The organism is Exiguobacterium sp. R-39 (assembly GCF_049942815.1).
Taxonomy (GTDB): domain Bacteria; phylum Bacillota; class Bacilli; order Exiguobacteriales; family Exiguobacteriaceae; genus Exiguobacterium_A.
The window spans coordinates 3,008,285-3,030,813 of sequence record NZ_CP187965.1; the positions used below are offsets into that span (position 1 = coordinate 3,008,285).

At 48.4% G+C, this 22,529-nt stretch carries 19 protein-coding genes and 2 riboswitches; of the genes, 9 read left to right on the plus strand and 10 right to left on the minus strand.

Features of this window, described 5'->3' with window-relative positions; translation table 11 throughout:
• The first annotated feature begins 17 nt into the window (after nt 1-17).
• Nucleotides 18-193, plus strand: a riboswitch (Lysine riboswitch).
• Nucleotides 194-298: 105 nt separating this feature from the next.
• On the plus strand, nt 299-1,882 hold the full coding sequence (locus ACP26N_RS15700) for a Na+/H+ antiporter NhaC family protein (RefSeq protein WP_426354329.1): 1,584 nt from the start codon (nt 299-301) through the stop codon (nt 1,880-1,882).
• Between the two features lie 81 nt (nt 1,883-1,963).
• Here the strand turns inward: ACP26N_RS15700 and htpG are convergent, their stop codons facing one another.
• Both htpG and ACP26N_RS15710 read right to left on the minus strand, forming a co-directional pair.
• Nucleotides 1,964-3,829, minus strand: a complete 1,866-nt coding sequence (htpG, locus tag ACP26N_RS15705) for a molecular chaperone HtpG (protein ID WP_188004926.1) — start codon at nt 3,827-3,829, stop codon at nt 1,964-1,966.
• An 82-nt stretch (nt 3,830-3,911) separates the two neighbouring features.
• Complete coding sequence (locus ACP26N_RS15710; protein WP_426354331.1) at nt 3,912-4,784, minus strand: hypothetical protein; 873 nt, start codon at nt 4,782-4,784, stop codon at nt 3,912-3,914.
• A gap of 147 nt (nt 4,785-4,931) precedes the next feature.
• On the opposite strand from ACP26N_RS15710, the gene ACP26N_RS15715 reads away from it, so the two are divergent.
• A complete protein-coding gene (locus ACP26N_RS15715; RefSeq protein ID WP_426354333.1) occupies nt 4,932-5,753 on the plus strand; it encodes an SDR family oxidoreductase in 822 nt (273 codons plus the stop codon).
• 71 nt (nt 5,754-5,824) lie between these two features.
• Here the strand turns inward: ACP26N_RS15715 and tnpB are convergent, their stop codons facing one another.
• Nucleotides 5,825-6,997, minus strand: a complete 1,173-nt coding sequence (gene tnpB / locus ACP26N_RS15720) for an IS200/IS605 family element RNA-guided endonuclease TnpB (RefSeq protein WP_426355423.1) — start codon at nt 6,995-6,997, stop codon at nt 5,825-5,827.
• A gap of 278 nt (nt 6,998-7,275) precedes the next feature.
• On the opposite strand from tnpB, the gene ACP26N_RS15725 reads away from it, so the two are divergent.
• On the plus strand, nt 7,276-8,433 hold the full coding sequence (locus ACP26N_RS15725; RefSeq protein ID WP_426354335.1) for an ArgE/DapE family deacylase: 1,158 nt from the start codon (nt 7,276-7,278) through the stop codon (nt 8,431-8,433).
• Nucleotides 8,434-8,681: 248 nt separating this feature from the next.
• Here the strand turns inward: ACP26N_RS15725 and ACP26N_RS15730 are convergent, their stop codons facing one another.
• On the minus strand, nt 8,682-9,038 hold the full coding sequence (locus ACP26N_RS15730) for a hypothetical protein (RefSeq protein WP_426354337.1): 357 nt from the start codon (nt 9,036-9,038) through the stop codon (nt 8,682-8,684).
• Between the two features lie 97 nt (nt 9,039-9,135).
• On the opposite strand from ACP26N_RS15730, the gene ACP26N_RS15735 reads away from it, so the two are divergent.
• Nucleotides 9,136-9,558 carry a DUF1801 domain-containing protein gene (locus ACP26N_RS15735; RefSeq protein WP_026827080.1) on the plus strand — a complete coding sequence of 141 codons (423 nt, stop codon included), beginning with the start codon at nt 9,136-9,138 and terminating at the stop codon, nt 9,556-9,558.
• A gap of 64 nt (nt 9,559-9,622) precedes the next feature.
• Here ACP26N_RS15735 and ACP26N_RS15740 read toward each other — a convergent pair whose 3' ends face one another.
• Together ACP26N_RS15740 and ACP26N_RS15745 are read right to left on the minus strand one after the other, a co-directional pair.
• Nucleotides 9,623-10,861, minus strand: a complete 1,239-nt coding sequence (locus ACP26N_RS15740; RefSeq protein WP_026827079.1) for an MFS transporter — start codon at nt 10,859-10,861, stop codon at nt 9,623-9,625.
• A gap of 15 nt (nt 10,862-10,876) precedes the next feature.
• On the minus strand, nt 10,877-11,332 hold the full coding sequence (locus ACP26N_RS15745) for a CBS domain-containing protein (protein ID WP_426354340.1): 456 nt from the start codon (nt 11,330-11,332) through the stop codon (nt 10,877-10,879).
• Nucleotides 11,333-11,518: 186 nt separating this feature from the next.
• On the opposite strand from ACP26N_RS15745, the gene ACP26N_RS15750 reads away from it, so the two are divergent.
• Nucleotides 11,519-11,941: a MarR family winged helix-turn-helix transcriptional regulator gene (locus ACP26N_RS15750; protein WP_114596736.1), complete on the plus strand. Its 423-nt coding sequence runs from the start codon at nt 11,519-11,521 to the stop codon at nt 11,939-11,941.
• 89 nt (nt 11,942-12,030) lie between these two features.
• On the opposite strand, the gene mmuM is transcribed toward ACP26N_RS15750, so the two are convergent.
• From mmuM to ACP26N_RS15770, 4 genes are all read right to left on the minus strand, one after another.
• Nucleotides 12,031-12,963, minus strand: coding sequence for a homocysteine S-methyltransferase (mmuM, locus tag ACP26N_RS15755; protein ID WP_426354342.1), 933 nt, complete (start codon nt 12,961-12,963; stop codon nt 12,031-12,033).
• Complete coding sequence (locus tag ACP26N_RS15760; protein ID WP_188004943.1) at nt 12,938-14,338, minus strand: amino acid permease; 1,401 nt, start codon at nt 14,336-14,338, stop codon at nt 12,938-12,940. The genes mmuM and ACP26N_RS15760 overlap by 26 nt, the downstream gene beginning before the upstream one ends.
• Before the next feature lie 84 nt (nt 14,339-14,422).
• Nucleotides 14,423-14,524, minus strand: a riboswitch (SAM riboswitch).
• Between the two features lie 109 nt (nt 14,525-14,633).
• A complete protein-coding gene (locus tag ACP26N_RS15765; protein ID WP_188004944.1) occupies nt 14,634-16,052 on the minus strand; it encodes a polysaccharide pyruvyl transferase family protein in 1,419 nt (472 codons plus the stop codon).
• Between the two features lie 199 nt (nt 16,053-16,251).
• Nucleotides 16,252-17,160, minus strand: a complete 909-nt coding sequence (locus ACP26N_RS15770) for a ketopantoate reductase family protein (RefSeq protein ID WP_188004945.1) — start codon at nt 17,158-17,160, stop codon at nt 16,252-16,254.
• 186 nt (nt 17,161-17,346) lie between these two features.
• Here ACP26N_RS15770 and ACP26N_RS15775 point away from each other — a divergent pair, with 186 nt between their 5' ends.
• Genes ACP26N_RS15775 through gnd form a run of 4 tightly spaced genes read left to right on the plus strand, consistent with a single transcriptional unit; the run spans nt 17,347 to nt 22,387 of the window.
• Nucleotides 17,347-18,063 carry a GntR family transcriptional regulator gene (locus tag ACP26N_RS15775; RefSeq protein WP_131503591.1) on the plus strand — a complete coding sequence of 239 codons (717 nt, stop codon included), beginning with the start codon at nt 17,347-17,349 and terminating at the stop codon, nt 18,061-18,063.
• A complete protein-coding gene (gntK, locus tag ACP26N_RS15780) occupies nt 18,056-19,597 on the plus strand; it encodes a gluconokinase (protein ID WP_426354345.1) in 1,542 nt (513 codons plus the stop codon). Before ACP26N_RS15775 ends, gntK begins: the two co-directional genes overlap by 8 nt.
• Nucleotides 19,598-19,621: 24 nt before the next feature.
• Complete coding sequence (locus ACP26N_RS15785) at nt 19,622-20,968, plus strand: GntP family permease (RefSeq protein ID WP_026827070.1); 1,347 nt, start codon at nt 19,622-19,624, stop codon at nt 20,966-20,968.
• 18 nt (nt 20,969-20,986) lie between these two features.
• Nucleotides 20,987-22,387: a decarboxylating NADP(+)-dependent phosphogluconate dehydrogenase gene (gene gnd, locus ACP26N_RS15790; RefSeq protein ID WP_131973557.1), complete on the plus strand. Its 1,401-nt coding sequence runs from the start codon at nt 20,987-20,989 to the stop codon at nt 22,385-22,387.
• The last annotated feature ends 142 nt before the right edge of the window (nt 22,388-22,529 follow it).

Here is a 22,529-nt window from a genome sequence, read left to right on the forward strand (position 1 = left end):
GAATATGACTATTCTATCGATGAGGTAGAGGCGCGGTGTTGATGAGTATTTGGTCTGAGGATGACAACGAAGACGATCAAAGAAAGGTGATGCCGCCGAAGTATCGTCACGTGTCAGACGTGACCATGCTGGTCGAATCGGGAAAGACCCGTTCGATTGCCATACGCATGTTGTATGGAGCGCTCCAATTCGGCTAAGAAAGACGCATCCAGCAAGGGTGTCGGCTTTGTTGCCGGTGCCCTTGCTTTTTTCTGTGCAACGGGTCTCATCTTCTAAAAAAGGAGGAGGAACCACAACAATGGTCAACTATTCAGATTCTATCATTGCGCTTGTCCCGGCAATCGTTGCCATCGTTTTAGCAATTGTCACACGAAAAGTCGTCATTTCACTTGGTGTCGGCATTTTGATTGGTGCCTTACTGCTTCACAGCTTCAATCCGGTGGATACCGTTGTTTATCTCGGAAAAAACATCTTCAGTCTGTTTTGGGCAGACGGTGCGTTAAATGAATGGAATGTCTTATTACTCGTTTTCTTACTGTTACTCGGTGTCTTGTCGACACTGATACAAACATCCGGCGGTGCCCGTGCTTTCGGCGAATGGGCGACGACACATTTCAAGACGGCACGTGGTGCAAGGCTTGCCGCTTTCGGATTAGGTATTTTGATTTTCATCGATGATTACTTTAACAGTCTGGCCGTCGGAAATGTCAGTCGTCCGTTAACGGATCGTCGCGGTGTCTCGCGCGCCAAACTGGCGTATATCATCGATTCCACCGCTGCACCGGTCTGTGTCATCAGTCCATTATCGAGCTGGGGTGCCTTCATCATCTCGATTATCGCAGGAATCTTGACGACCCATTCAATCACTGATTACTCGGCGTTCAGTGCGTTCCTGATGATTGTGCCGTTAAACTTCTACGCCATCTTCGCTTTGTTACTGACACTCTACATCGCTTATACGGGAATTGCCGTTGGACCGATGCGGACGCACGAGTTGCGGGCCTTACAAGGTGAATTGTTTGACGCCAACAAAGGGACACCAATTGGGATGGCAGAAGAAGTCAAGGAACACGATGGCGGTAAAGTCCGTGACTTGGTTGTTCCAATCGTCGTGTTAGTCATTGCGACCATCACAGCCCTTCTTTGGACAGGTGCCCAGGCACTTGCGGCTGACGATCGGCCTTTTTCGTTAATCGGCGCCTTTGAAGCAACAGACGTGACGCGCTCACTTGTTTCTGGTGTCATCATCAGTTTAGTCGTTGCGTTCCTGATGATGATCGGTCGGAAAATTCCGGCACGTGATTACCGCATCAGTATCTGGGCGGGCATGAAATCGATGTGGCCCGCTGTCGTTATTCTTTTGTTTGCCTGGACGATCATCGCGGTCATCGGTGACATGAAGACCGGGGATTATCTCGCAAGTTTCATCAGCAAATCGATTCCCGCTTCTTATCTGCCGTTCCTTCTATTCGTGATTGCCAGTATCATGGCATTCTCGACCGGAACGAGTTGGGGGACGTTCGGAATCATGTTACCGATCGGAGCCGATTTGATCATGGCGGTTGATCCAAGTCTGTTGTTACCAACACTTGCTGCTGTTCTTGCCGGATCTGTCTTCGGGGACCATTGTTCACCGATTTCCGATACGACGATTCTCAGTTCGACCGGTGCCGGTTCGCATCATATTGATCACGTCACGACCCAGTTGCCATATGCCTTGATTGGTGCAGTGACGTCGGCTGTCGGATATCTCGTACTCGGTGTCACCGGTTCGTCCCTATTCGGCTTCATCGGTGCCCTGATCGCCTTCGTGATTTTCCTCGTCATGCTGAACGTCCTGTCACGACGCGGCGACGTCCCGTCGCAGCTACGTTCGGAGTAAGATGCAGTAAACACACCATCCAAAAAGCCGGACCTGATGAATTCATCGGGTCCGGCTTTCTTTATACGATTTTTTTTAATTTCAGACCATTAATGCGCAGACTTCGTTCGCAAACGCGACCGGATCTTCGATTGGTAGTCCCTCCATCAATAATGCTTGTTGATACATCAACTTCGTGTACCGCTCAAATTTCGGACGGTCTTCAACGTACGCTGATTCAATCGCCCGGAACACATCATGTGATGTATTTAATTCCAGGATTTTGACGGCGGCGACGTCCTGGTTGTTCGGCATCGCTTTGAGGATTTTCTCCATCTCGATCGATACTGCACCATCCGTTGCAAAGCAGACCGGATGTGATTTTAAGCGGGTCGAGGCTTTGACTTCTTTGACTTGTCCTGCCAGTACCTCCTGCATCGCTTTAAACATCTCGGCTTGTGTCTCGGTCGTTTCCGCCTGTTCCGTCTGTTCAATTCCGAGGTCGCTGCTCGTGACAGACTTAAACTCTTTTCCTTCATAGTTAAGAAGCATTTGAATGGCAAACTCATCGATTTCTTCCGTAAAGTACAGAATATCGAAGCCTTTATCTTTCACGAGCTCTGATTGCGGCAACTTATCCAACCGGTCCGTGCTTTCGCCTGACGCGTAATAGATATACTTTTGATCTTCCGGCATCGCGGCGACATACTCTGCAAGCGTCACTAATTTTTTCTCTTTAGCCGAATGGAACAGAACAAGGTCTTTCACCGTGTCCTTTTGCATCCCGTAATCGTTATAGATACCGAACTTTAATTGACGGCCGAATGCTTGGTAAAACGTCTCATATTTTTCGCGGTCGTCACGCAACAAGGCTTCGAGCTGCGTCTTGATCTTGCTTTGAATATTCTTCGCAATCAACTTCAACTGACGGTCGTGTTGCAACATTTCACGCGAAATGTTGAGCGATAAGTCTTCCGAATCGACCATTCCTTTGACGAAGCTGAAGTGATCCGGTAAGAGATCGCTGCATTTTTCCATGATTAAGACACCGTTCGCATACAGTTCGAGTCCTTTTTCGAACTCTTTTGAATAATAATCAAACGACGGTTGCTCGGGAATGAACAAAATGGACTGATAACGGACGGCTCCGTCAGCACTGATATGAATGTGTTTGATCGGTGCGTCAAATCCGTATCGTTTTTCCTGATAGAAGTTGCGGTAATCGTCATCCGTCAGCTCCCGTTTGTTTTTTCGCCAAATCGGCACCATGCTGTTGACCGTCTTCATGACCGTAACGGACTCAGTTTCGTCTGATCCGTCGACCGGACGCTGTTCCGTCTCCGCCATCTCAATCGGATAGCGGATGAAGTCGGAGTATTTCTTGATGATGGTCCGGAGGCGGTACGGTTCTAAATATTCATCGTAGTTCTCTTCTTCTTCGTTGGCTTTAATATGAAGTGTGATGTCTGTTCCGACCGTCTCTTTTTCGACCTCTTCAATCGTATACCCGTCGACTCCGCGTGACTCCCACTTGTACGCGACATCACTGCCAAAGGGTTTCGTCACGACCGTAACGGTATCGGCGACCATAAAGGCGGAATAGAAACCAACACCGAACTGTCCGATGATGTCATGGCCGTCCTTTAATTCATTCTCCGCTTTAAAGGCGAGCGATCCGCTTTTCGCGATCGTTCCGAGGTTTTCTTCAAGTTCTTCTTTTGTCATCCCGATTCCCGTATCGCGCAAAATCAGTTGACGTGTTTCTTTATTCGGTTCAATCGTAATTTTGTAGGCTTCCTTGTCGAACGTGATTGTCTCGTCCGTCAACGCTTTATAATAAATTTTATCGATGGCGTCACTGGCGTTCGAAATCAACTCACGTAAAAAGATTTCCTTGTGTGTATAGATGGAATGAATCATCATTTCGAGCAATCGTTTCGATTCGGCTTTAAATTGTTTCGTTTCCATTTTCGATACCCCCTTTTACTTTTAGCACTCTATACAATAGAGTGCTAATTCATTTCCATTATTACGGATATGAAAACGACTGTCAATCCTCTACTGGGTAGAATTCAGCGAGTTTTTTCCGGACATGCTCTCCGATTTCCCGCAGTCCATTCGCCGAGCCGTATGTCCCATGACTTCGCCCATTTTCATCGACGCGGCTGCCGAGACCGAGGAACTGTTCGCTCGGTTTAAAATGAAGTCCGATAATCGGCAGATTCAGTTCAGCCGAATAACCAAATTCGACGACAGCATCCGGATAATCGGTTAGTGGAACGGGTTCTTGCCACACAACACTCGGATCAAGCTTCCGAAAACGGTCCGTGTGCTCCCGTCCAAGCAAGATAATCCCGTGTAATGAAAACAATGGCACCAGTTTCAAAAAAAAGGTTTGTCCAAAAACGGTTTCTTCCAGTTCGTGCCGCATCGAAATCTTTCCCATATACCGTTTCGTCGGAAGTGGAAAGAAGTCCGTGTGAATGACAGACTGCAGAGAACCATCATACAAGGATGCACCCAGTCCGTTTAAGAACCCTTCCAGCTTCCCGCCCTGTTCTTTTCCGAACCATGTTTTATAGACATCCTTTTGTTGAAAATAGTCATTGAATTTACGGATGCTTTGTTCCAAGTGGATGTCTGTCAGATATGCCTCCAACGACATGCCCGGATTCAGTAAAAAGAACGGTCCGGTCGAGTCAAACCGCAGCGTTCCATCCTTTTTTAAAAACTGTCCGGCTGACGGATTCGTCGCCACTGTCAGCCAACTCTTTTTTGCGGCATCACCGAACCATAAGACAGGTGTCGTTCTTTCTATCAATTCCTCTTTCATCGGTCCATTCGTTAACTCGATTTGATGCTGAACGGCTTCGGTTAAGAGTTTTTTTGCCCGTTTTAACTGTCCGGATGTCAGCGTTCTCATTCCCTTCCTGTTGCGCTTTCCTGTTTGAGTTGTTCCCGTTCCTCCAAAACGTTAGACAGTTTGATGGGTTTAGTCCGATTGACGCAGGGAATGTTTCATAAGGTGAAGCACAACAACGGACATTATTTTTTTAGGAGGAGATTTTTTATGAAACGACTTGAAAACAAAGTAGCCGTCATTACCGGCTCAGCCACAGGAATCGGTCAAGCAACGGCACTCGTCTTTGCCGAACAGGGTGCGACTGTCGTCTGCGCGGATGTTGATCTTGAAAAAGCAAAAGCAACGGTTGAAAAAATTAAGGAAGCCGGCGGGAAAGCAGAAGCAGTTCATGTCGATGTCTCTCAAGTTGACAGCGTAAAGCAACTCGCAGATCATCTCCAATCTACATACAGAACGGTTGATGTCCTGTTCAACAATGCCGGGATTGACCAACAAGGCGGGAAAGTCCATGAATATCCAATCGAACTGTTTGATCAAATCATTGCAGTCGATTTACGCGGGACGTTCTTAACGAGTAAATTCATTATCCCATTGATGCTGAAAAACGGCGGATCAATCATCAATACATCATCGATGTCGGGACGTGCAGCCGACTTGAATCGTTCAGGCTATAACGCGGCAAAAGGCGGTATCGCCAACTTCACACGCGCGATGGCAATTGATTATGCCCGCGACGGCATCCGCGTCAACTCGCTTTCACCGGGAACGATCGAAACACCGCTCATCGATACGCTTGTTGGCGGAAAAGAAGAAGAACAAGGAAAACAGTTCCGCGACGCTAACGCGTGGATCACACCACTCGGGCGTCTCGGTAAACCGCGTGAGATGGCGACGGTTGCCCTGTTCCTGGCGTCAGATGACAGCTCTTACGTCACCGGCGAAGACATCACGGCTGACGGCGGCATCATGGCCTATACGTGGCCGGGCGAAATGTTAATCGACGACAAATGGAAAACAGACGCTGATTGAACTACCTCCACCTACGCTTCGCTTAGAGGTGAAGGATTCCTGAGTTATCCGACCTGACGGTCGAAACCTGATCAGGCTAGCCCCGTCGTCCCGACGGTTGAAGAAGCTAAGATACGCTCGGCTTCTCGTTTGAGATTCAGTCCTGCGTTCACATCACGGTCGTGGTGGATCCCGCAATTCGGACATGTCCATTCTCGCAAGCCTAGATGTTTCACATCTTTGTGTTGATGACCGCAACTCGAGCACAGTTGACTTGATGCGAAGGTCTTTCCGGCCTTCACGACGGTTTTCCCATACCAGTCCGCCTTGTATTCGAGCATGCGGAAGAACTCCGACCAACTGACGTCCCAGATGGCCTTGCTCAACTTGCGGTTCTTCTGCATATTCTTCACCTGCAAGGTCTCAATCCCGATGACGTCGTGGTTTTGGACGATCTCGGTCGATACCTTGTGCAGGAAATCGGTACGCTTGTTGGCGATCTTCTCGTGGATACGGGCGACTTTCCGCTTCTGCTTCTGATAGTTCCTCGCCTCGGAAAGCTTGACTTTTTTGTTTAGGGCGATGCGTTGACGGCGGGAAAGTTTACGTTGTTCGCGTACCAGTTTCTTCTCAAGCGAACGGAAGTAACGGTCGTTCTTGTAGACCGTGCCGTCCGACAGGGTGGCAAAGTTCTTGAGTCCGACATCGACGCCGATGGATGAACCGGTCTTCGGCAGTTCGTTGATCTCCTGCTCGACGAGCAGGGAAACGAAGTATTTTCCTGATGCGTTACCTCGGATTGTGGCGTTCAAGATACGGCCTTTGACCTGTTTCGAATGGGCGAAACGAACCCATTTCAGCTTCGGAAGTTTGAGCTTGTTGCATCCAATCGAGACTTCAGGAAGCTGGTTTTTGCCTTGGATGTTGGTCTTGTACGACTGGACGGGATGGCGCTTGGACTTGAATCGAGGGCGTTTATTCTGCTTCTTGAAGAAGCGGTCAAACGCATCAGCAAGATGTTTGACGCTGATCTGAACAGATGTACTATCGACTTCCTTCAACCAGTCGAACTCTTGCTTCAACGAAGGAATTTCTTTGGAACAAGAGCCGTAGGACAGTCCTTTTCCAGTGGTCTTGTACATTTCATTCCACTTCGCCAGGAAGTGGTTGAAGACGAAACGCGAACATCCAATTGTCTTCGCGATCAGGATTTCCTGCTCTTTTGTCGGATAGATTCTGAATTTGTAGGCCTTGTGTTTCAACACCATTTTTCACCTCCTTTGAAGAGAATATACCCGAAAGGCAGGCTGGCGATTCATCTCCCACTTTCACTTTGTTTAGAAGTGGAAGATGAATCGCCTAATTTTTGCTAAACGGCTTCGGTTTTCTGTTCAGCACGGTTCCTGAATCAGGAATCGTGTTTTTTTGTTCATTTTCAAACGATTGAAGTTTAAGAAATTCAGTTCTTTTAAATATTTTGGGCATTCGTTTACCTCACGCAACTGCCTGGAAACGGGAACAGAACAGTAAAGGAGGAGAAAATATGCTTACAGAACCGATTACTTATTTGCAACGCTGTTTACAAATCCCAAGTACCAATCCACTCGACGGGGAAGAGAACGTCGCAACCTATGTATATGAGTTATTGACATCCCATGGCATCAAAACCGACTGGATTGAAGTATCACCGAAACGGATTTGTCTCGTAGCTACGATTCAAGCCGGTGCTTCCGCCACTCATCCGAAAACGATTGGTTTCTCCGGTCACCTCGATACGGTGCCGGTTAAAATCAGCGAATGGACGAAAGATCCGTTCGGAGGCGAGATCGAGGAGGGACGGATTTACGGACGCGGTGCTTCCGACATGAAATCCGGCGTCATGGCGATGGTCAGTATGATGATTGAATTAAATCAACGCTATGACTTGCCAAACCATCTGAAATTGCTGATTACATCGGATGAAGAAAACGGCATGACCGGAGCTCGCCATTTAACGGAACGTGGTGACGCCGATGATTTAGACGCCCTCTTGATCACGGAACCAACGAGCGGTTATCTCGGCTATTCCCAAAAAGGGGTCGTCGGTGTTGAAGTATCGTGTACGGGAAAAAGTGCTCACAGCTCTTCGCCCCAACTCGGTAAAAATGCCATCGATGATTTATATCGGGTCATCCGCGAAATCAAATCCGACCGATTTACAATCACCGATCACAGTCACCGGGACCTTGGTCCGGTGGTCGCTTCCATCACGTCAATCACAGGCGGTGAAGGACCAAACGTCATTCCGAGCCGGGCTGCGTTTTATATGGATATCCGGACGATACCGGGCTTTGGACGGGAGCAGGTCTTGCAAGCGCTCGAAGAAGTCAATCAACGGCTGCATCAACAGGACGACAGCTTCTCGATGGAAGTCACGGTCATCAAGGACATCCCCTCCTGTGAGACGGACCGGAACGATCCGTTCTTACAGATTGTCGCGGACACGATGGAATCAATCCGGCAGCAGCCGACACAGCGCGTCGCAATTCCTGGCGGGACGGACGGTGCGATGTTCAGCCAGGCGGCCCGGAGCTTCCCGATTGCGGTCGCTTCGTTCCACGATTTCCGGCTGGCGCATCAAATCGATGAGTCGATTCCGCTGTCGGAATATGCGGAAACGATCGAGTTGTGTACGCGTCTTGCCCTGAAAACATATGTCTGAAAAGAGGCCGACTCAAAAAGGAATCTCTCATCTTTTCACGCCCTTTCCTCAGGCGAGACACAAGCCAGTTTCCCTGCCTGATTCAGACAGGAAAGCGGGTCTTGTTTGTCTCTGACAGCGCAAAAATGCACTTTTTCCTGTAGGAGTTGCGTGAAACGAGTGATTCCTGTTTAAATGAAAAAAGGGCGGCAGAATTAGAATCTGCCATCCTTTTCTTTGTAGGGACTGACTTTTGAGTCAGCCCCTTTTTAAGTATAGACACCAATCAAAGCGAGCGCTTGCCCAATATAACTCTGATCAGACGGCAGGACATGTTTCGGTTCACCGGCAAGACACCATTCGATCCGGACATGACCGAGCCGGTCGTAAATCAGCTCAAATGTAAAATCACCTTTTTCAAAAAAAACGATTCCCGATAACTGTTCATGAACGATCCGAAATTCGCGGGCAAATCGGTCATACTCCGAAAAGGATAACGTCATTTGATGCAGCTTGATTTCTTGATGCCATACTTCCAGTTGCAATGTAGTCAAAGCTTGATTCACTTCGACGATGTGCCAGTCAATCGTCTCATCATATCCTGCAAACGAGATTATATGTTTCAATAGAATCACCTCTTTTTGAATGAATACCTGTCAGACAGGGGAATGGTTTTGTATCGAATCGAAATGACTGTCGCCCACTCGCGAAAGGGGTTTTCTTATGACTAATCAGCAAAAGACGTTACCGACGGATCAAAGCGTCGATGGCTTTTTGAATACGATCACGCCATTGTCAAAACGGACAGACTGTGAACAATTACGACAGATTTTTGAAGAGATGACCGGGTATCCTGCCGTTATGTGGGGGGACACGATGATTGGATTTGGTCACTATCATTATCGATATTCTTCCGGACATGAAGGCGATTCATTTCTTGTCGGATTCTCGCCCCGCAAAGCGAACATCAGCCTCTATTTCGCAACAGGTCCGGAGCGCGAGCAGTTCCTGGTGCGTCTCGGCAAACATAAGAGCGGAAAAAGCTGTGTCTATATCAATAAACTAGCAGATGTCGACCTGCTTGTCTTAAGGGAACTGATTGTCCATTCCGTCGCTTTTTTGGAAACGACGTATCCGAAACCCTGAGACTACTAAAAAAACGTCCCTTCTTCCGCTGATTTGGCGAAAGAAGGGACGTTTGCTGTTTAAATCAATGTCCACTATCTGCTGTGTCGATATGACGAATGTGTTTGAGATTGACCCCGATGATGACGACAGACAGTAAGACGAACGCGCTACCTACATAAAACGGCAGGTTGGCGTTATAGATTTCAGCCAATTTACCGGCCATGAATGGCGCGATGGCTGCCCCGAGAAAACGTAAGAAACTGTATGCAGCGGATGCCGTCGAACGTTCGACCGGTGCTGCATCCATCACTGCCGTCGTAATCAAAGTATTGTTATTCCCGAGCACTGCCCCGGCAAGAATAACACAGACGATGACGACAGCTGGTGTTTCGGTAAAGATCCCCATTAATAACAACAAGACGGCGAACAAGAGCAGCATCAGTACCATTGCTTTGATTGTTCCGAGCCATTGTTTTAATTTTGGTGCTGTTAACACGGATGTCAGAGCAAGCAACATCCCCCAACCGAGAAAGACAAAGCCGAGCCCTTTTGCCGGTAATTTCATGACGAACGGTGCATAGGCCATGATCGTAAAGAAGCCGACGTTATACAAGGCTGCAACGATTCCAAGTGTCAGTAAAGACCGGTGTTTCATGGCCTGGAACGGTGCAATCAATGAAATCTTTTTCGCTGGTGTCGCTGTTGCGACCGGTTTCGGCATCAGGAATAACAACACGAGGAACGCGATGACCATGATCGTCGCAACACCCATGAAAGGCGCGCGCCATGTGATCGAACCGAGTGTTCCACCGAGCAGTGGACCGATTGAAATCCCGAGACCGACTGCCGCTTCATATAAGATGATCGCTTTCGCTGTTCCACCGGATGAAAGGGAAACAATCGCTGCGAGTGCTGTCGCGACGAACAGTGCATTTCCGAGTCCCCAACCGCCGCGTAACGCGACAAGTGTCCAAATACTGTCGGCCTGTGACGCAAAACCGGCAACAGTTGCGATAACCGCAATCCCGAGCATCAATGTCCCCTTTTGACCAATCCGTGAAGAAATCGCGCCGGTAATCAGCATCGCAAATGCCATGACGGCGTTATAACTTGTAAATAGTAGCGTAACTTCACTTTTTGATGCTTCGAGGTTTTCGGCAATCGTCGGTAGGACCGGATTGACGAGCCCCATTCCCATGAATGCCGTGATACTGGCAAAGAATACCGCCCAAACAGCAATCGGTTGATGCAGTAAACCGTGTTTGCTTTCCGATAGAACTGTTTCAGGCGCAAGTGTCGTTGTTTTTTCCGCAAGAGCCATATAAATCCTTCTTTCTTAAATAAACTGTTTAAACGAATGACGGATGACGTCACCGCGACTGATGATTCCGACGAGCTTGCCGTCTTTTAGAATCGGTAATTTTTTAATTCGTTTTGAACCGAGTGTCGCTGCAATTTCTTCCATCTCGGTTTCTGTCGTCGCTGTCACGACTTTCCGGCGTGCCATGTCCATGACAGGACGCGTCAGGATGTGACGGACGCGCTCTTCATAGTTTTCATCATCGCCTTTGATGACATCGACATATAAAAACGTATCGACAATGATGTCTTTATGTTTGCCGATGGCCCGCATGATATCGCCGTCGCTGATGTAGCCGACGACTTCCTGCTCTCTGTTGACGACCGGAACCCCACTGATACCGGATGTGATAAAACGTTCTACTACCGTCCGGATCGTATCCTGTTCATTGACCGTAATGACGGTTTCTTTCATCGATTGATAAGCTTTCATCAGAATTCTCCTTCATCAGACGCTGTAATTAAAATAAGTTCATAACAACAAGTTTCAAGATACAATTAAATAACATTTATGATTGTATAATACAACTATAATCCTGTCAAGAAGCCTGCCTTTGATTGACAGAGGACAGCCCGTGCGTAATGATGAGGGCAATGAATGCTAATGAGAGGTGACAATATGTCGAATCAATCCCTGGAAACAATTGAACTGGAACTGGCGATTCTTATTCGTCGTTTAACGACGGCAACGGCCGATAATCGGAACCTGGACCGTGCTTCCTATTTACTCTTGCGCCAGTTATCCGACTCCGGTCAAGTCGGTGTCAAAACCCTTGCCCGTGAGTTGCAACTCGACGTCTCGACCGTCAGCCGACAAGCGGCTGCGCTCGATCAGAAAAAATTAGTCGAAAAAATAAAAGACCCGACAGACGGCCGGGCCTTCTTTTACAACATCACAGATTACGGTCAACAAGAGCTCGAAATTTACCGGACAGCCCGTTTAACGAGCATCGAACGGTTATTACATGACTGGCCGGATGAAGATGCCGAATCGTTCGGTCGGTTGCTGAAACAGTTCAACCAAGCGTTACGGGAACGGTGAGTTTCTGAAAATACGAAATATCAGTCTAAAAAGAGGACGGATGCAAAATTCCGCTCTCTTTTTTTGTCCTTATTAGACATGACTTCCGGTTAACCGATTGTCACCTTCTGTTGAATCCGCTCAATCTGCTCGGGTGTCGTACGGCAACATCCGCCGATCAACCGGGCACCTGCGGCATACCATTCCGGAGCAATGTCTTCGAAAGCCGTACACACTGCTTCACCGGACCAGGTCTTACTGACCGGATCATACTGCTCACCGGAATTCGGATAGACGATAATCGGTACATCGGTCAGTTGTTTTAATGTCGTGATGAACTCTGTCGCAATCGATGCCGGAAAACAGTTCGCGCCGATTGCCGCCAGTTGCGGGTGCTCCCCTAATGCCTTGATACACTCACTCAACGATGTTCCTTCACTGATGTGTGTTGCGTCACGCAGGGAAAAGGCAAGCCAGGCCGACTGATCCGGAAATTCTTCGAGCAGCCGGAACAGCACTTCGGCTTCCTGCAAGGAGGGAATCGTCTCAAATGCCAACACGTCCGCACCTGCCGCGATTAACGCTTCCAGACGAGGACGGTGGAAAGCTTCAAGTTGCGCATCGTCGACTCCGTAATGACCGATGTATTCGGATCCGTCCGAAAGATAGGCACCGTAAGGACCAATCGATCCCGCAATCAAAGCGTGATCCGCTGCCGGTCCGGTTTCCGCACGCGCCTGCTGTGCCAGATAGACCGTTTGTTTCATCAGTTCAATCGCTTCCTCTTCTTTAATCCCCCGGCTGCTGAAGCCGGCGACACTCGCTTGGTAGCTGGACGTGATGGCACAATCCGCCCCGATTTTAAAATAATCCGCATGGACGCGGTGAATCTGTTCCGGTTCTTCAAGCAGTACACGGGCCGACCAAAGCGGATCATCGAGATTTCTCCCATGGCGTTCAAGTTCCGTCGCCAGTGCTCCGTCCAATAAAATATAGGGTTTTTCTTTTAACAGTTGTTCAACTGGATTGTTGTTCTTTGACATCTTCCACACTCCGTTTCCATGATGTTTTTGTCAGATGATGAACGATGTAACAGACCGCGATAAACGGAACCCCGAAATAGAGGGCGACCCGTTGCGTCGGATCAAAGGCGATTCCGATCAATGAAGCCAAACACATTAAAAACGACAGAATCGGTACAAACGGATACCAGGGCGTCCGGTAAACCAAATCGTTTAGATCATGCCCCTCTTGCAGATAGCGCTTGCGGAACATGAACTGTGAGGCGCTGATACTCATCCAGACAACGACGACTGCCAGTCCCGAGATCGAGACAAGCGCAATGTAGACGGAACCCGGTGCATAGACGCTGGAGAACAGGGCAAGCAGACCACCGAGCATACTGAAGAGAACGGCACGTATCGGCACTCCGCTCGCATTTAATTTAGAAAAGTACGGCGTAATCATCCGTTGATCGGATAAAGACCAGAGCATCCGTGATGCGGCGTACAGACCCGAGTTCGCTGCTGACAAAATCGCGGTCAGGATGACGAAGTTCATGATGTCTGCTGCAAACGGAAGACCGATCCGTTCAAACACAGCAACGAATGGACTTTCAAGCACTCCTTTTGAATCATTTGGTAACAGAATCGCAAGAACAATGATCGTCCCGACAAAAAATAAGACGAGCCGGAAGACTGTTGTTCGAATGGCGAGAGGAACCGTCCGTTTCGGATCGACCGCCTCACCTGCTGCAATCCCGATTAACTCTGTTCCGGAATAGGCAAAGTTAACGGCAAGCATCGTCATCAAGATCGCGAACGCTCCGTTCGGAAACAGGCCCCCCTCCGTCAACGGAGCGAGAAGCGGTGCTTGTGAGCCGTCCGCAAGGGGCAAGAATCCGACGATTGCTGCTGTTCCTAAGACGATGAACACTAAAATCGTCAGCACCTTGACGGCAGAAAACCAAAATTCAACTTCCGCGAACAAGCGGACCGTCAAGACATTGATGCCTAAAATCATGACGACGAATAAAGCACTGAACAGCCAGACCGGAACATCCGGAAACCAGCGTTGCATCAATAAACCGGCTGCCGTAAATTCCGAACCGAGCGCGACCGTCCAAGTCAGCCAGTAAAGCCAGGCGACGGTATAGCCTGTTCCGGATCCAATATATTTCGTCGCGTAGCTGTGAAAGGCACCCGTCTCCGGCATATGTACCGCCAGCTCCCCTAGACAAAGCATTACCAGATAAACCGCCAGCGCTCCGACCAGGTAAGATAAAATCGTGCCGACCCGACCGGCCTGCTCGAGCGTATAGCCTGTACTTAAAAATAATCCGGTCCCGATGACACCTCCGAGTGACAACATGACGATATGCCGGGATTCCATTTTCCGCCGAAACGTTCCTTCTTTCATTGCTCCTCCACACTCCTCTTTTTCTCGTTAAACTAAAAAAAAACGCACCCACATGCATGGGTGCGTCGGTCGACAATCAAAGGAAGCTTATCGATCGGGTACAACACCCGCAGGAATTAGCACAGTATCTTTCGACCTGTTGCTGAGGCTTCAAAGGGCCAGTCCCTCCACCTCTCTGGATAAGAATGTAATTTTTCATAACAGTACCAACCCTGTTTTGAATTGTCAACACAATTCAGAATTTATCATGTAAAAAAAAACGCCTTACACCAAAACGGTATAAGACGTCTGTCGCTTATTTCTTCGCAAACAAATCAGCTGTCTTCAATGCCATGCGAACCGCTTTCCGGTTCAATGTGCCTTGTTGATGCTTCATTTCTTTTGTTTGACTGTTCAACTTGCCTTGAAGTGATTTGATTTTCTTATCTTTTTCAGCCATTTTCGCTTTATCGCGTTTTTGAGCTGCCACGATTTTTTGTTCTTCTGCTGGGAAGTATGATTCAAAACGTGAAACAGCTTCTTCGATACTGATTCCTGTGATCGGTTTAACGACCGGAAGCAACTCTGCTTTGGCCATTTCACGATCAAACGGAACGTTCTCCGGATAGTTCGTTTCTTTGTAGATGTGTTCTAGATCATTTGTATTCAGGAATTCCACGAAGTTATCAAAGTTACGTGCTTGAACACGTGTCGGACTTTGGAAGTCAGCCGACTCAATCACATCCGACAAGCGTGTGCTGTCTGTGATGTCATTTGCCCAAATGTGTGTCAATTGGTGATAATCCGTTAATTCGCGCATCCGTGCATCTTTCGGAATCAGAATACTTGGCGTTCCGGCAAGTGTTGCCGTGATGTTACCGTGAAGACGTGCTCCGAAGCTGAAGTCAGCTTCTTTCAAGAAGTCGATCCATGTCTGCGCGTTTAAGAAGAAGCGGACACGGTCGTTCATGTAAGTCGGATCCGACATCTTGACCGGATAGTTCGTGACGGATAAGTCAGCAATCGGATGTGTTCCTGTGTACGTCAAACGCAACTCTTTCATCCATTGCGGGATGAAGTAGTGGTTCGGGTACTCTTCCATTCCGCGTGTGATGAAGTTAAGGACGTTTTGCGGTGCAAGACGTGACGAGTTGACACCGATCATTGAATCTTTTGTGATATTCGTTTCACGAATTTTCAAATCACGACCAAACGCATACATCGATGGGCAACCGATGACTTTGTGATCGATTCCTTCGCGGAAACCAAGACGCGTCAAATATTTTGATGTGATTTCGCCGCGAAGTCCAAGCATGCTTGAGCGCTCAAGAACTGCGCTGACAAACGCTTTAACGTCTTCATCAAATGAGAAACCGTCGTTTAAATTCGCTTCAAACGGTGCGCGTAAACCGACACCGATGACGACGACCGGAATCTTTAGTTTTTTAATCAATTTTGTATATTTACGAAGTGTCGGGACGAATTCTTTACGGAATGCATCAGCGAGTGGAATGACATATAAATCGAAGTTCGCATTGATTTCATCTGCACGCTCTTCTTCATAGTAGTAGTAATCCGGTGTGATCGTCGTGCCCTCTGTCATCAAGGTGCGGAAAATACTGTATTGATAAATCAGGTTTCCGACGTTCCCTCCGATTGAGTTATGCTTCATCAAATATTCTGCGTCGAACTGTTCAAACGGTGTCATACCCGCACGGATAATAATACGTTTCATGTAAAATAATTCCCCTCTCACTTCTGTTTTCATTTAAAAAATATAAAATATATTTTGCTTTTTTAACCATCTTGTCTTTTCAAGGATAGTTGAATGCAATTCAGCAAGTCAACGAATAGCTGAAAATTACACATTATTGTGGATTATGAAAAATATAGGCTCAATACAACCTAACAAACATTCCCTATATAACAACTAGTTAAACATCTTTTCTCGACATACGATAAATTTCGAGATTTGCATAAATCGCCGGCAACATCACTTGCGTCGCTTCATCTTTCGAAAGAAGTGTGCCGAACAAATGAGCTGACTCGACTTCATTACCTTTCTCCATGTCACGTTGTAAGGACGACTTCATCGTTTCATCCATTTGTGCGATCTGTTGCTGTTGGATCTGTTCAATCCCATCACTGAACACAGCACCTTGGCGTTCCATCGCTTCTTTGGCTTCCGTTGCCAGGCGGCGGATCATCATCATTCCTTCTTCCTGCGAACGAATCGGACCGATTGCTGAACGGAAAAGCGACGTCACACCGGAAAACGTCGTGATGAACAGATACTTATTCCACATATCGCTGGTAATCGAGTCCGAGTATTTAATCGGCGCTAGTGTCCCCTCTAGGTGCTGCTTCAGTTCTTCCAAACGGTCTGGCCGGGTTCCCGGTAACGGACCGAATAATAAATGATGGGACGGACTCGTCTGTACGATGTGTCCTTGTGCATCAAGCGTTGATTCGATGAAGCAGAGTCCGCCCAGTACACGTTCCGCTCCGAAGTGTTGCTCCAGTTGCTTTAAATGTGCCATTCCGTTTAGCAACGGCAAAATATATGTATCAGTTGCGACGAACGGTTTGATGTCCTCTAACACCTGCTCCAGATGATAAGCCTTGGTCGATAAAAGAATGACATCAAACGTTCCTTTTTCTCCGGTCCGGATCAGGCGCGGAGAATAGGTAATATCCCCATGAAGACTTTTGACATGAAGTCCTGCACACAATTCTTCAAACCGGCGTTCACGCACTAAAAATGTGACATCTTCCCCTTTTTCCGCCAACCGTGCTCCGAAATAACCTCCGACGGCTCCTGCACCGACTACTAAAATTTTCATTTATTTTATCCCTCCATCTGACTGATGTCTTACAATCTGTTCTACGCTTTCGTTCTCTAGCCTATCACATCGAAAAGCCGCAATTTTGATAAAGATGACAATTTAATTAAAGCGCTTGCATTTTAGTTTTCCTCGTTTATACTACTTGTATACAAGTATACTTATTCGACAAAGAGGGTGTTTTTTATGTCCGATCTTTTATACCCGATTAAATGGTTATCAAAAGCCTCCGCCGGTGATCGTGTCGCCCATGAACTGCGCATGCGGATCATTTCCGGCAAGATTGAGAGCGGTACCGTCTTATCTGAAAACAAATTAGCCGCTGATTTTTCCGTCAGCCGATCTCCTGTCCGGGATGCCCTGAAGGTGTTGGCGTCAGAACGCATCATCCGGCTGGAACGGATGGGCGCCGTTGTCGTCGGACTGTCCAAACAAGACATCCAGGAAATTTACGATGTCCGTCTTTTAATCGAGACGTTCGTCTTCGAGCGGATTGTTAAGATGAATCGTCAGGATTTGGTTCGGGAGCTAAGCAAGGTGCTTGAAATGATGAAGATTGCCGTCAAATACAAAGACGCAGATGAATTTTCATATCAGGATGTTCTGTTCCATGAAACAATCATCCGGTCGATTGACCACGGATACGTCAGCATGATGTGGCAGAATCTCAAACCTGTCATGGAAAGCTTCATCCTGCTGTCGATGCGTCAACGAATCGAAGACGACATCGAAGATTTTGACCGAATTCTCGAGAACCATGCACTCTACATCGAAGCAATCGAAACTGGCGACCGCAAACGAATGATTGCTTCGCTCCATCAGAACTTCGATGATGTGCAAGAAGTTGAGGATTTATGGAAATCGCAACAACTGATGACGAAAGGAGTCGAACCACATGACTGAACACATGTTAGGGATTGATATCGGGACGACGAGCACCAAAGCCGTACTCTTTACGACAAAAGGGGAAGTCGTCGGACAAACGAATGTCGGTTATCCGCTGCATACCCCGAATCGTTCGACGGCGGAACAGGATCCGGAAGAAATTTTCCATGCCGTGCTCGAAAGCATCCGGTTGATGACGAAACAACATCCGACGGAGCAACCGAAGTTCGTCGCCTTCAGCAGTGCGATGCACAGCTTGATTGCGATGGATGAACACGATCAACCGCTGACCGCCTGCATCACGTGGGCTGACAGCCGGAGCGAAGTCTGGTCGAACCGAATCAAGGAACAGTACGGTTACTCGATTTATCACCGCACCGGAACTCCGGTCCATCCGATGTCGCCGCTCAGTAAGATTTGCTGGCTCGTCGAAGAACATCCGGACATTGCCGCGCGAACGAAAAAATACATCGGCATCAAGGAATTTGTCTTCCAGCGTCTGTTTGGACAATACGTCATCGACCATTCACTCGCTTCAGCGACCGGTTTATTCAACATCCATGATCTCGAATGGGATGCGGAAGCGTTGCAGGTCGCAGGCATTGATGCAACCAAATTGTCGCGACCGGTTTCGACGACGACGTCCTTTACCGACATGTCAGTGGATTATGCCAAACAAACCGGCTTGAATCCGGCAACACCGTTTCTGATCGGGGCAAGCGACGGCGTCCTGTCGAATCTCGGCGTCAATGCGATCCGGAAAGGCGAAATCGCCATTACGATTGGAACGAGCGGCGCCATCCGGACGATCATCGACCGTCCGCAAACGGATGAAAAAGGCCGGATCTTCTGTTACGCCTTAACCGAAAACCATTGGGTCATCGGTGGACCGGTCAATAACGGCGGCATGGTCTTACGCTGGATTCGTGACGAACTGGCCTCGGCGGAAGTCGAGACCGCGAAACGTCTTGGCATTGATCCATATGCCGTCCTGACGAAAATCGCCGAACGCGTCCGTCCGGGATCAGACGGTTTACTGTTCCATCCGTATCTGTCGGGCGAACGGGCTCCGCTTTGGAACCCGGATGTCAGCGGTTCGTTCTTCGGCTTGACGTTATCGCACAAAAAGGAACATATGATTCGGGCCGCCCTGGAAGGTGTCATTTATAACTTGTACACTGTCTTCCTGGCGTTAATCGAATGTATGGATGGTCCGGTCACACGGATTCAGGCAACCGGGGGGTTCGCCCGTTCTGAAGTGTGGCGTCAAATGATGGCGGATATTTTCGAGTCAGAAGTCGTCATTCCGGAAAGTTTTGAAAGTTCATGTCTCGGGGCCTGTATTCTCGGATTGTATGCGACAGGGGAAGTCGATTCGTTCGAGGTGGCAGCAGATATGATCGGCGATACACATCGCCATGTGCCGAATGAGGAAGCAATGCACGAATACCGTCAGTTGTTACCGATCTTCATCAGTTTGGCGCGCGTTCTCGAAACCGATTACCGACGCATCGCTACGTATCAACGGGGTTTGATTCAAAAAGAAATTTAATTTAACGTTTTTGGGGGAAGTCACATGCCATTAGTCATTGTTGCCATCGGGATTGTTCTGTTACTCGTTTTAATTATGGGGTTAAAATTAAATACGTTCGTTTCGTTAATCATCGTCTCGTTTGTCGTCGCTTTACTGCTCGGAATGCCGCTTGATCAAATCGTCACGACGATTGAAGCCGGTCTCGGCGGAACGCTTGGTCACCTCGCCTTGATCTTCGGACTTGGTGCCATGCTCGGAAAATTGATTGCCGACGCAGGGGGTGCGCAACGAATCGCGATGACGCTTGTCGCGAAGTTTGGGGAAAAGAACATCCAATGGGCCGTCGTTGTCGCTTCGTTCATCATCGGGATCGCGTTATTCTTTGAAGTTGGACTGGTTTTATTGATTCCAATCGTCTTCGCGATCTCACGTCAGTTGCGTGTCTCGATCCTGTATCTCGGGATTCCGATGGTCGCTGCTCTTTCCGTCACACACGGTTTTCTTCCGCCACACCCGGGCCCGACCGTCATCGCCGGGGAGTACGGGGCCGATCTGGGACAAGTTCTCTTATACGGCTTTATCGTGGCCGTGCCGACCGTCATCATTGCAGGACCAATCTTTACAAAAATCGCGAAACGGATCGTACCGGAATCATTCAAAAAAACCGGCAACATTGCGTCACTCGGGGAACAAAAAGAATTTAATTTAGACGAGACACCAGGTTTCGGGATCAGTGTTTTCACAGCGATGCTGCCTGTCCTCCTGATGTCCATCGCAACGATTTTAACGTTATTGCAAAAAACGCTTGGTTGGGAAAGTAACTCTGTTTTATCTGCCGTTCAATTCATCGGAAACGCGTCAACAGCGATGTTGATTTCCTTACTCGTCGCCATCTACACGATGGGACTGGCACGCCAAATTCCGATCAAAACCGTCATGGATTCTTGTACGACGGCCATCACACAAATCGGGATGATGCTACTGATCATCGGCGGCGGTGGTGCCTTCAAGCAGGTCCTGATTGACGGCGGTGTTGGTAAGTTCGTCGCTCAGATGTTTGAAGATACGACATTATCACCGATTTTACTCGCCTGGATTATCGCCGCCATCTTACGGATTTCACTTGGTTCGGCAACCGTCGCTTCACTGACGACAGCCGGGCTCGTCATTCCGTTGCTCGGTCAATCGGATGTCAATCTCGCACTTGTCGTCCTTGCGACAGGAGCCGGCAGTTTGATCGCTTCACACGTCAACGATGCCGGATTCTGGATGTTTAAAGAATATTTCGGATTAACGATGAAAGAAACTTTCGCGACGTGGACCTTACTTGAGACAATCATTTCCGTCTTCGGACTTGGATTCGTTCTCCTGCTCAGTCTCGTCGTCTAAAAAAGGAGTCGATCTTATATGCTACATTCAATCGGAGTCATCGGGCTCGGTGTCATGGGGCGCAACATCGCCCTCAACATGGCAAGCCGTCAGGAAGACGTCGCTGTCTATAACTACACACGTGATTTAACGGATGACTTAATGGCACATAACGAAGGATTGCCGGTTCATCCTTATTACGAGGTGGCTGATTTTGTTCAATCCCTAGCCCGTCCTCGAAAAATTTTCGTCATGGTCACGGCGGGAAGTGCCATTGATTCGGTCATCGAGTCACTGATTCCACACCTCGAAACAGGCGACATCATCATGGACGGTGGAAACTCGCATTTCCATGATACGGAACGCCGCTTCGATCAGTTGCAACAACACGGAATCGAATACATCGGTGTCGGTGTCTCCGGCGGTGAAGTCGGTGCACGGACCGGCCCTGCCATCATGCCGGGCGGTACAAAAGAAGCCTACGAACAAGTCGCGCCGATTTTGACGAAGATTGCGGCACAAGTGAACGGTGATCCATGTTGCGTCTACATCGGACCAAAAGGTGCCGGCCATTTCGTCAAGATGGTCCATAACGGGATCGAATACGCCGACATGCAGCTGATCGCGGAAGCGTACAGTTTTCTCCGGGTCCGTCTCGGCCTTGACGTGGAAGAAATCGCGGATGTCTTCGCGTCTTGGAATGAAGGCGAGCTGAAAAGTTATCTGATCGAGATTACAGCCGATATTCTCCGGAAAAAAGATGACGAGACCGGTCTTCCGTTGATCGATGTCATCTTGGATCAAGCCGGTCAAAAAGGGACAGGCAAATGGACGAGCATGCAATCGATTGATAACGGGATTGCTTCGTCGATCATTACGGAAGCCCTCTTCGCCCGCTATCTTTCTGCCGTCAAAGAAGAACGTGTCGCTGCTGCTTCCGTTCTCGGTGGACCGGAAGCCCGTGAGACACTCGATAAAGACGTCTGGATTGAACGGATCCGCCAAGCGCTCTACATGGGGAAAATCGCCGCATACGCGCAAGGGTTCACACAGTACCGGACGTCATCCGAGCTGTATGACTGGAACTTACGTCTCGAAGAAATCGCTTTGATTTTCCGCGGCGGCTGTATCATCCGTGCCGAGTTCCTCAATGTCATCAGTGAGGCGTTTGCGAAAGACGAGTCGCTTGCGAACTTAATGCTTGCACCGTACTTCGCGGACAAAGTTCAGGACTATCAAACGTCACTGCGTCAGGTGGTCGCTGAAAGTTCATTATCCGGACTCGCTGCTCCGTGTCTCAGCACATCGCTGACGTATTACGACAGCTACCGGACGGCGAACTCCAATGCGAACATCCTGCAAGCCCAGCGTGATTATTTCGGCGCCCATACGTATGCCCGGACCGATCGCGAAGGAACGTTCCATACGGACTGGCAGTAACTTATACAGCTTCCATTTCCTGTTTCATTTAAGGAAATGGAAGTTCTTTTTTTGTTCACACTTTGTTTATCAGAATAGGAAATTGCAGGTTATGTCTTGACAAAACTGAGCGTCTATATGAAATTAGTATTAGATTAGAATT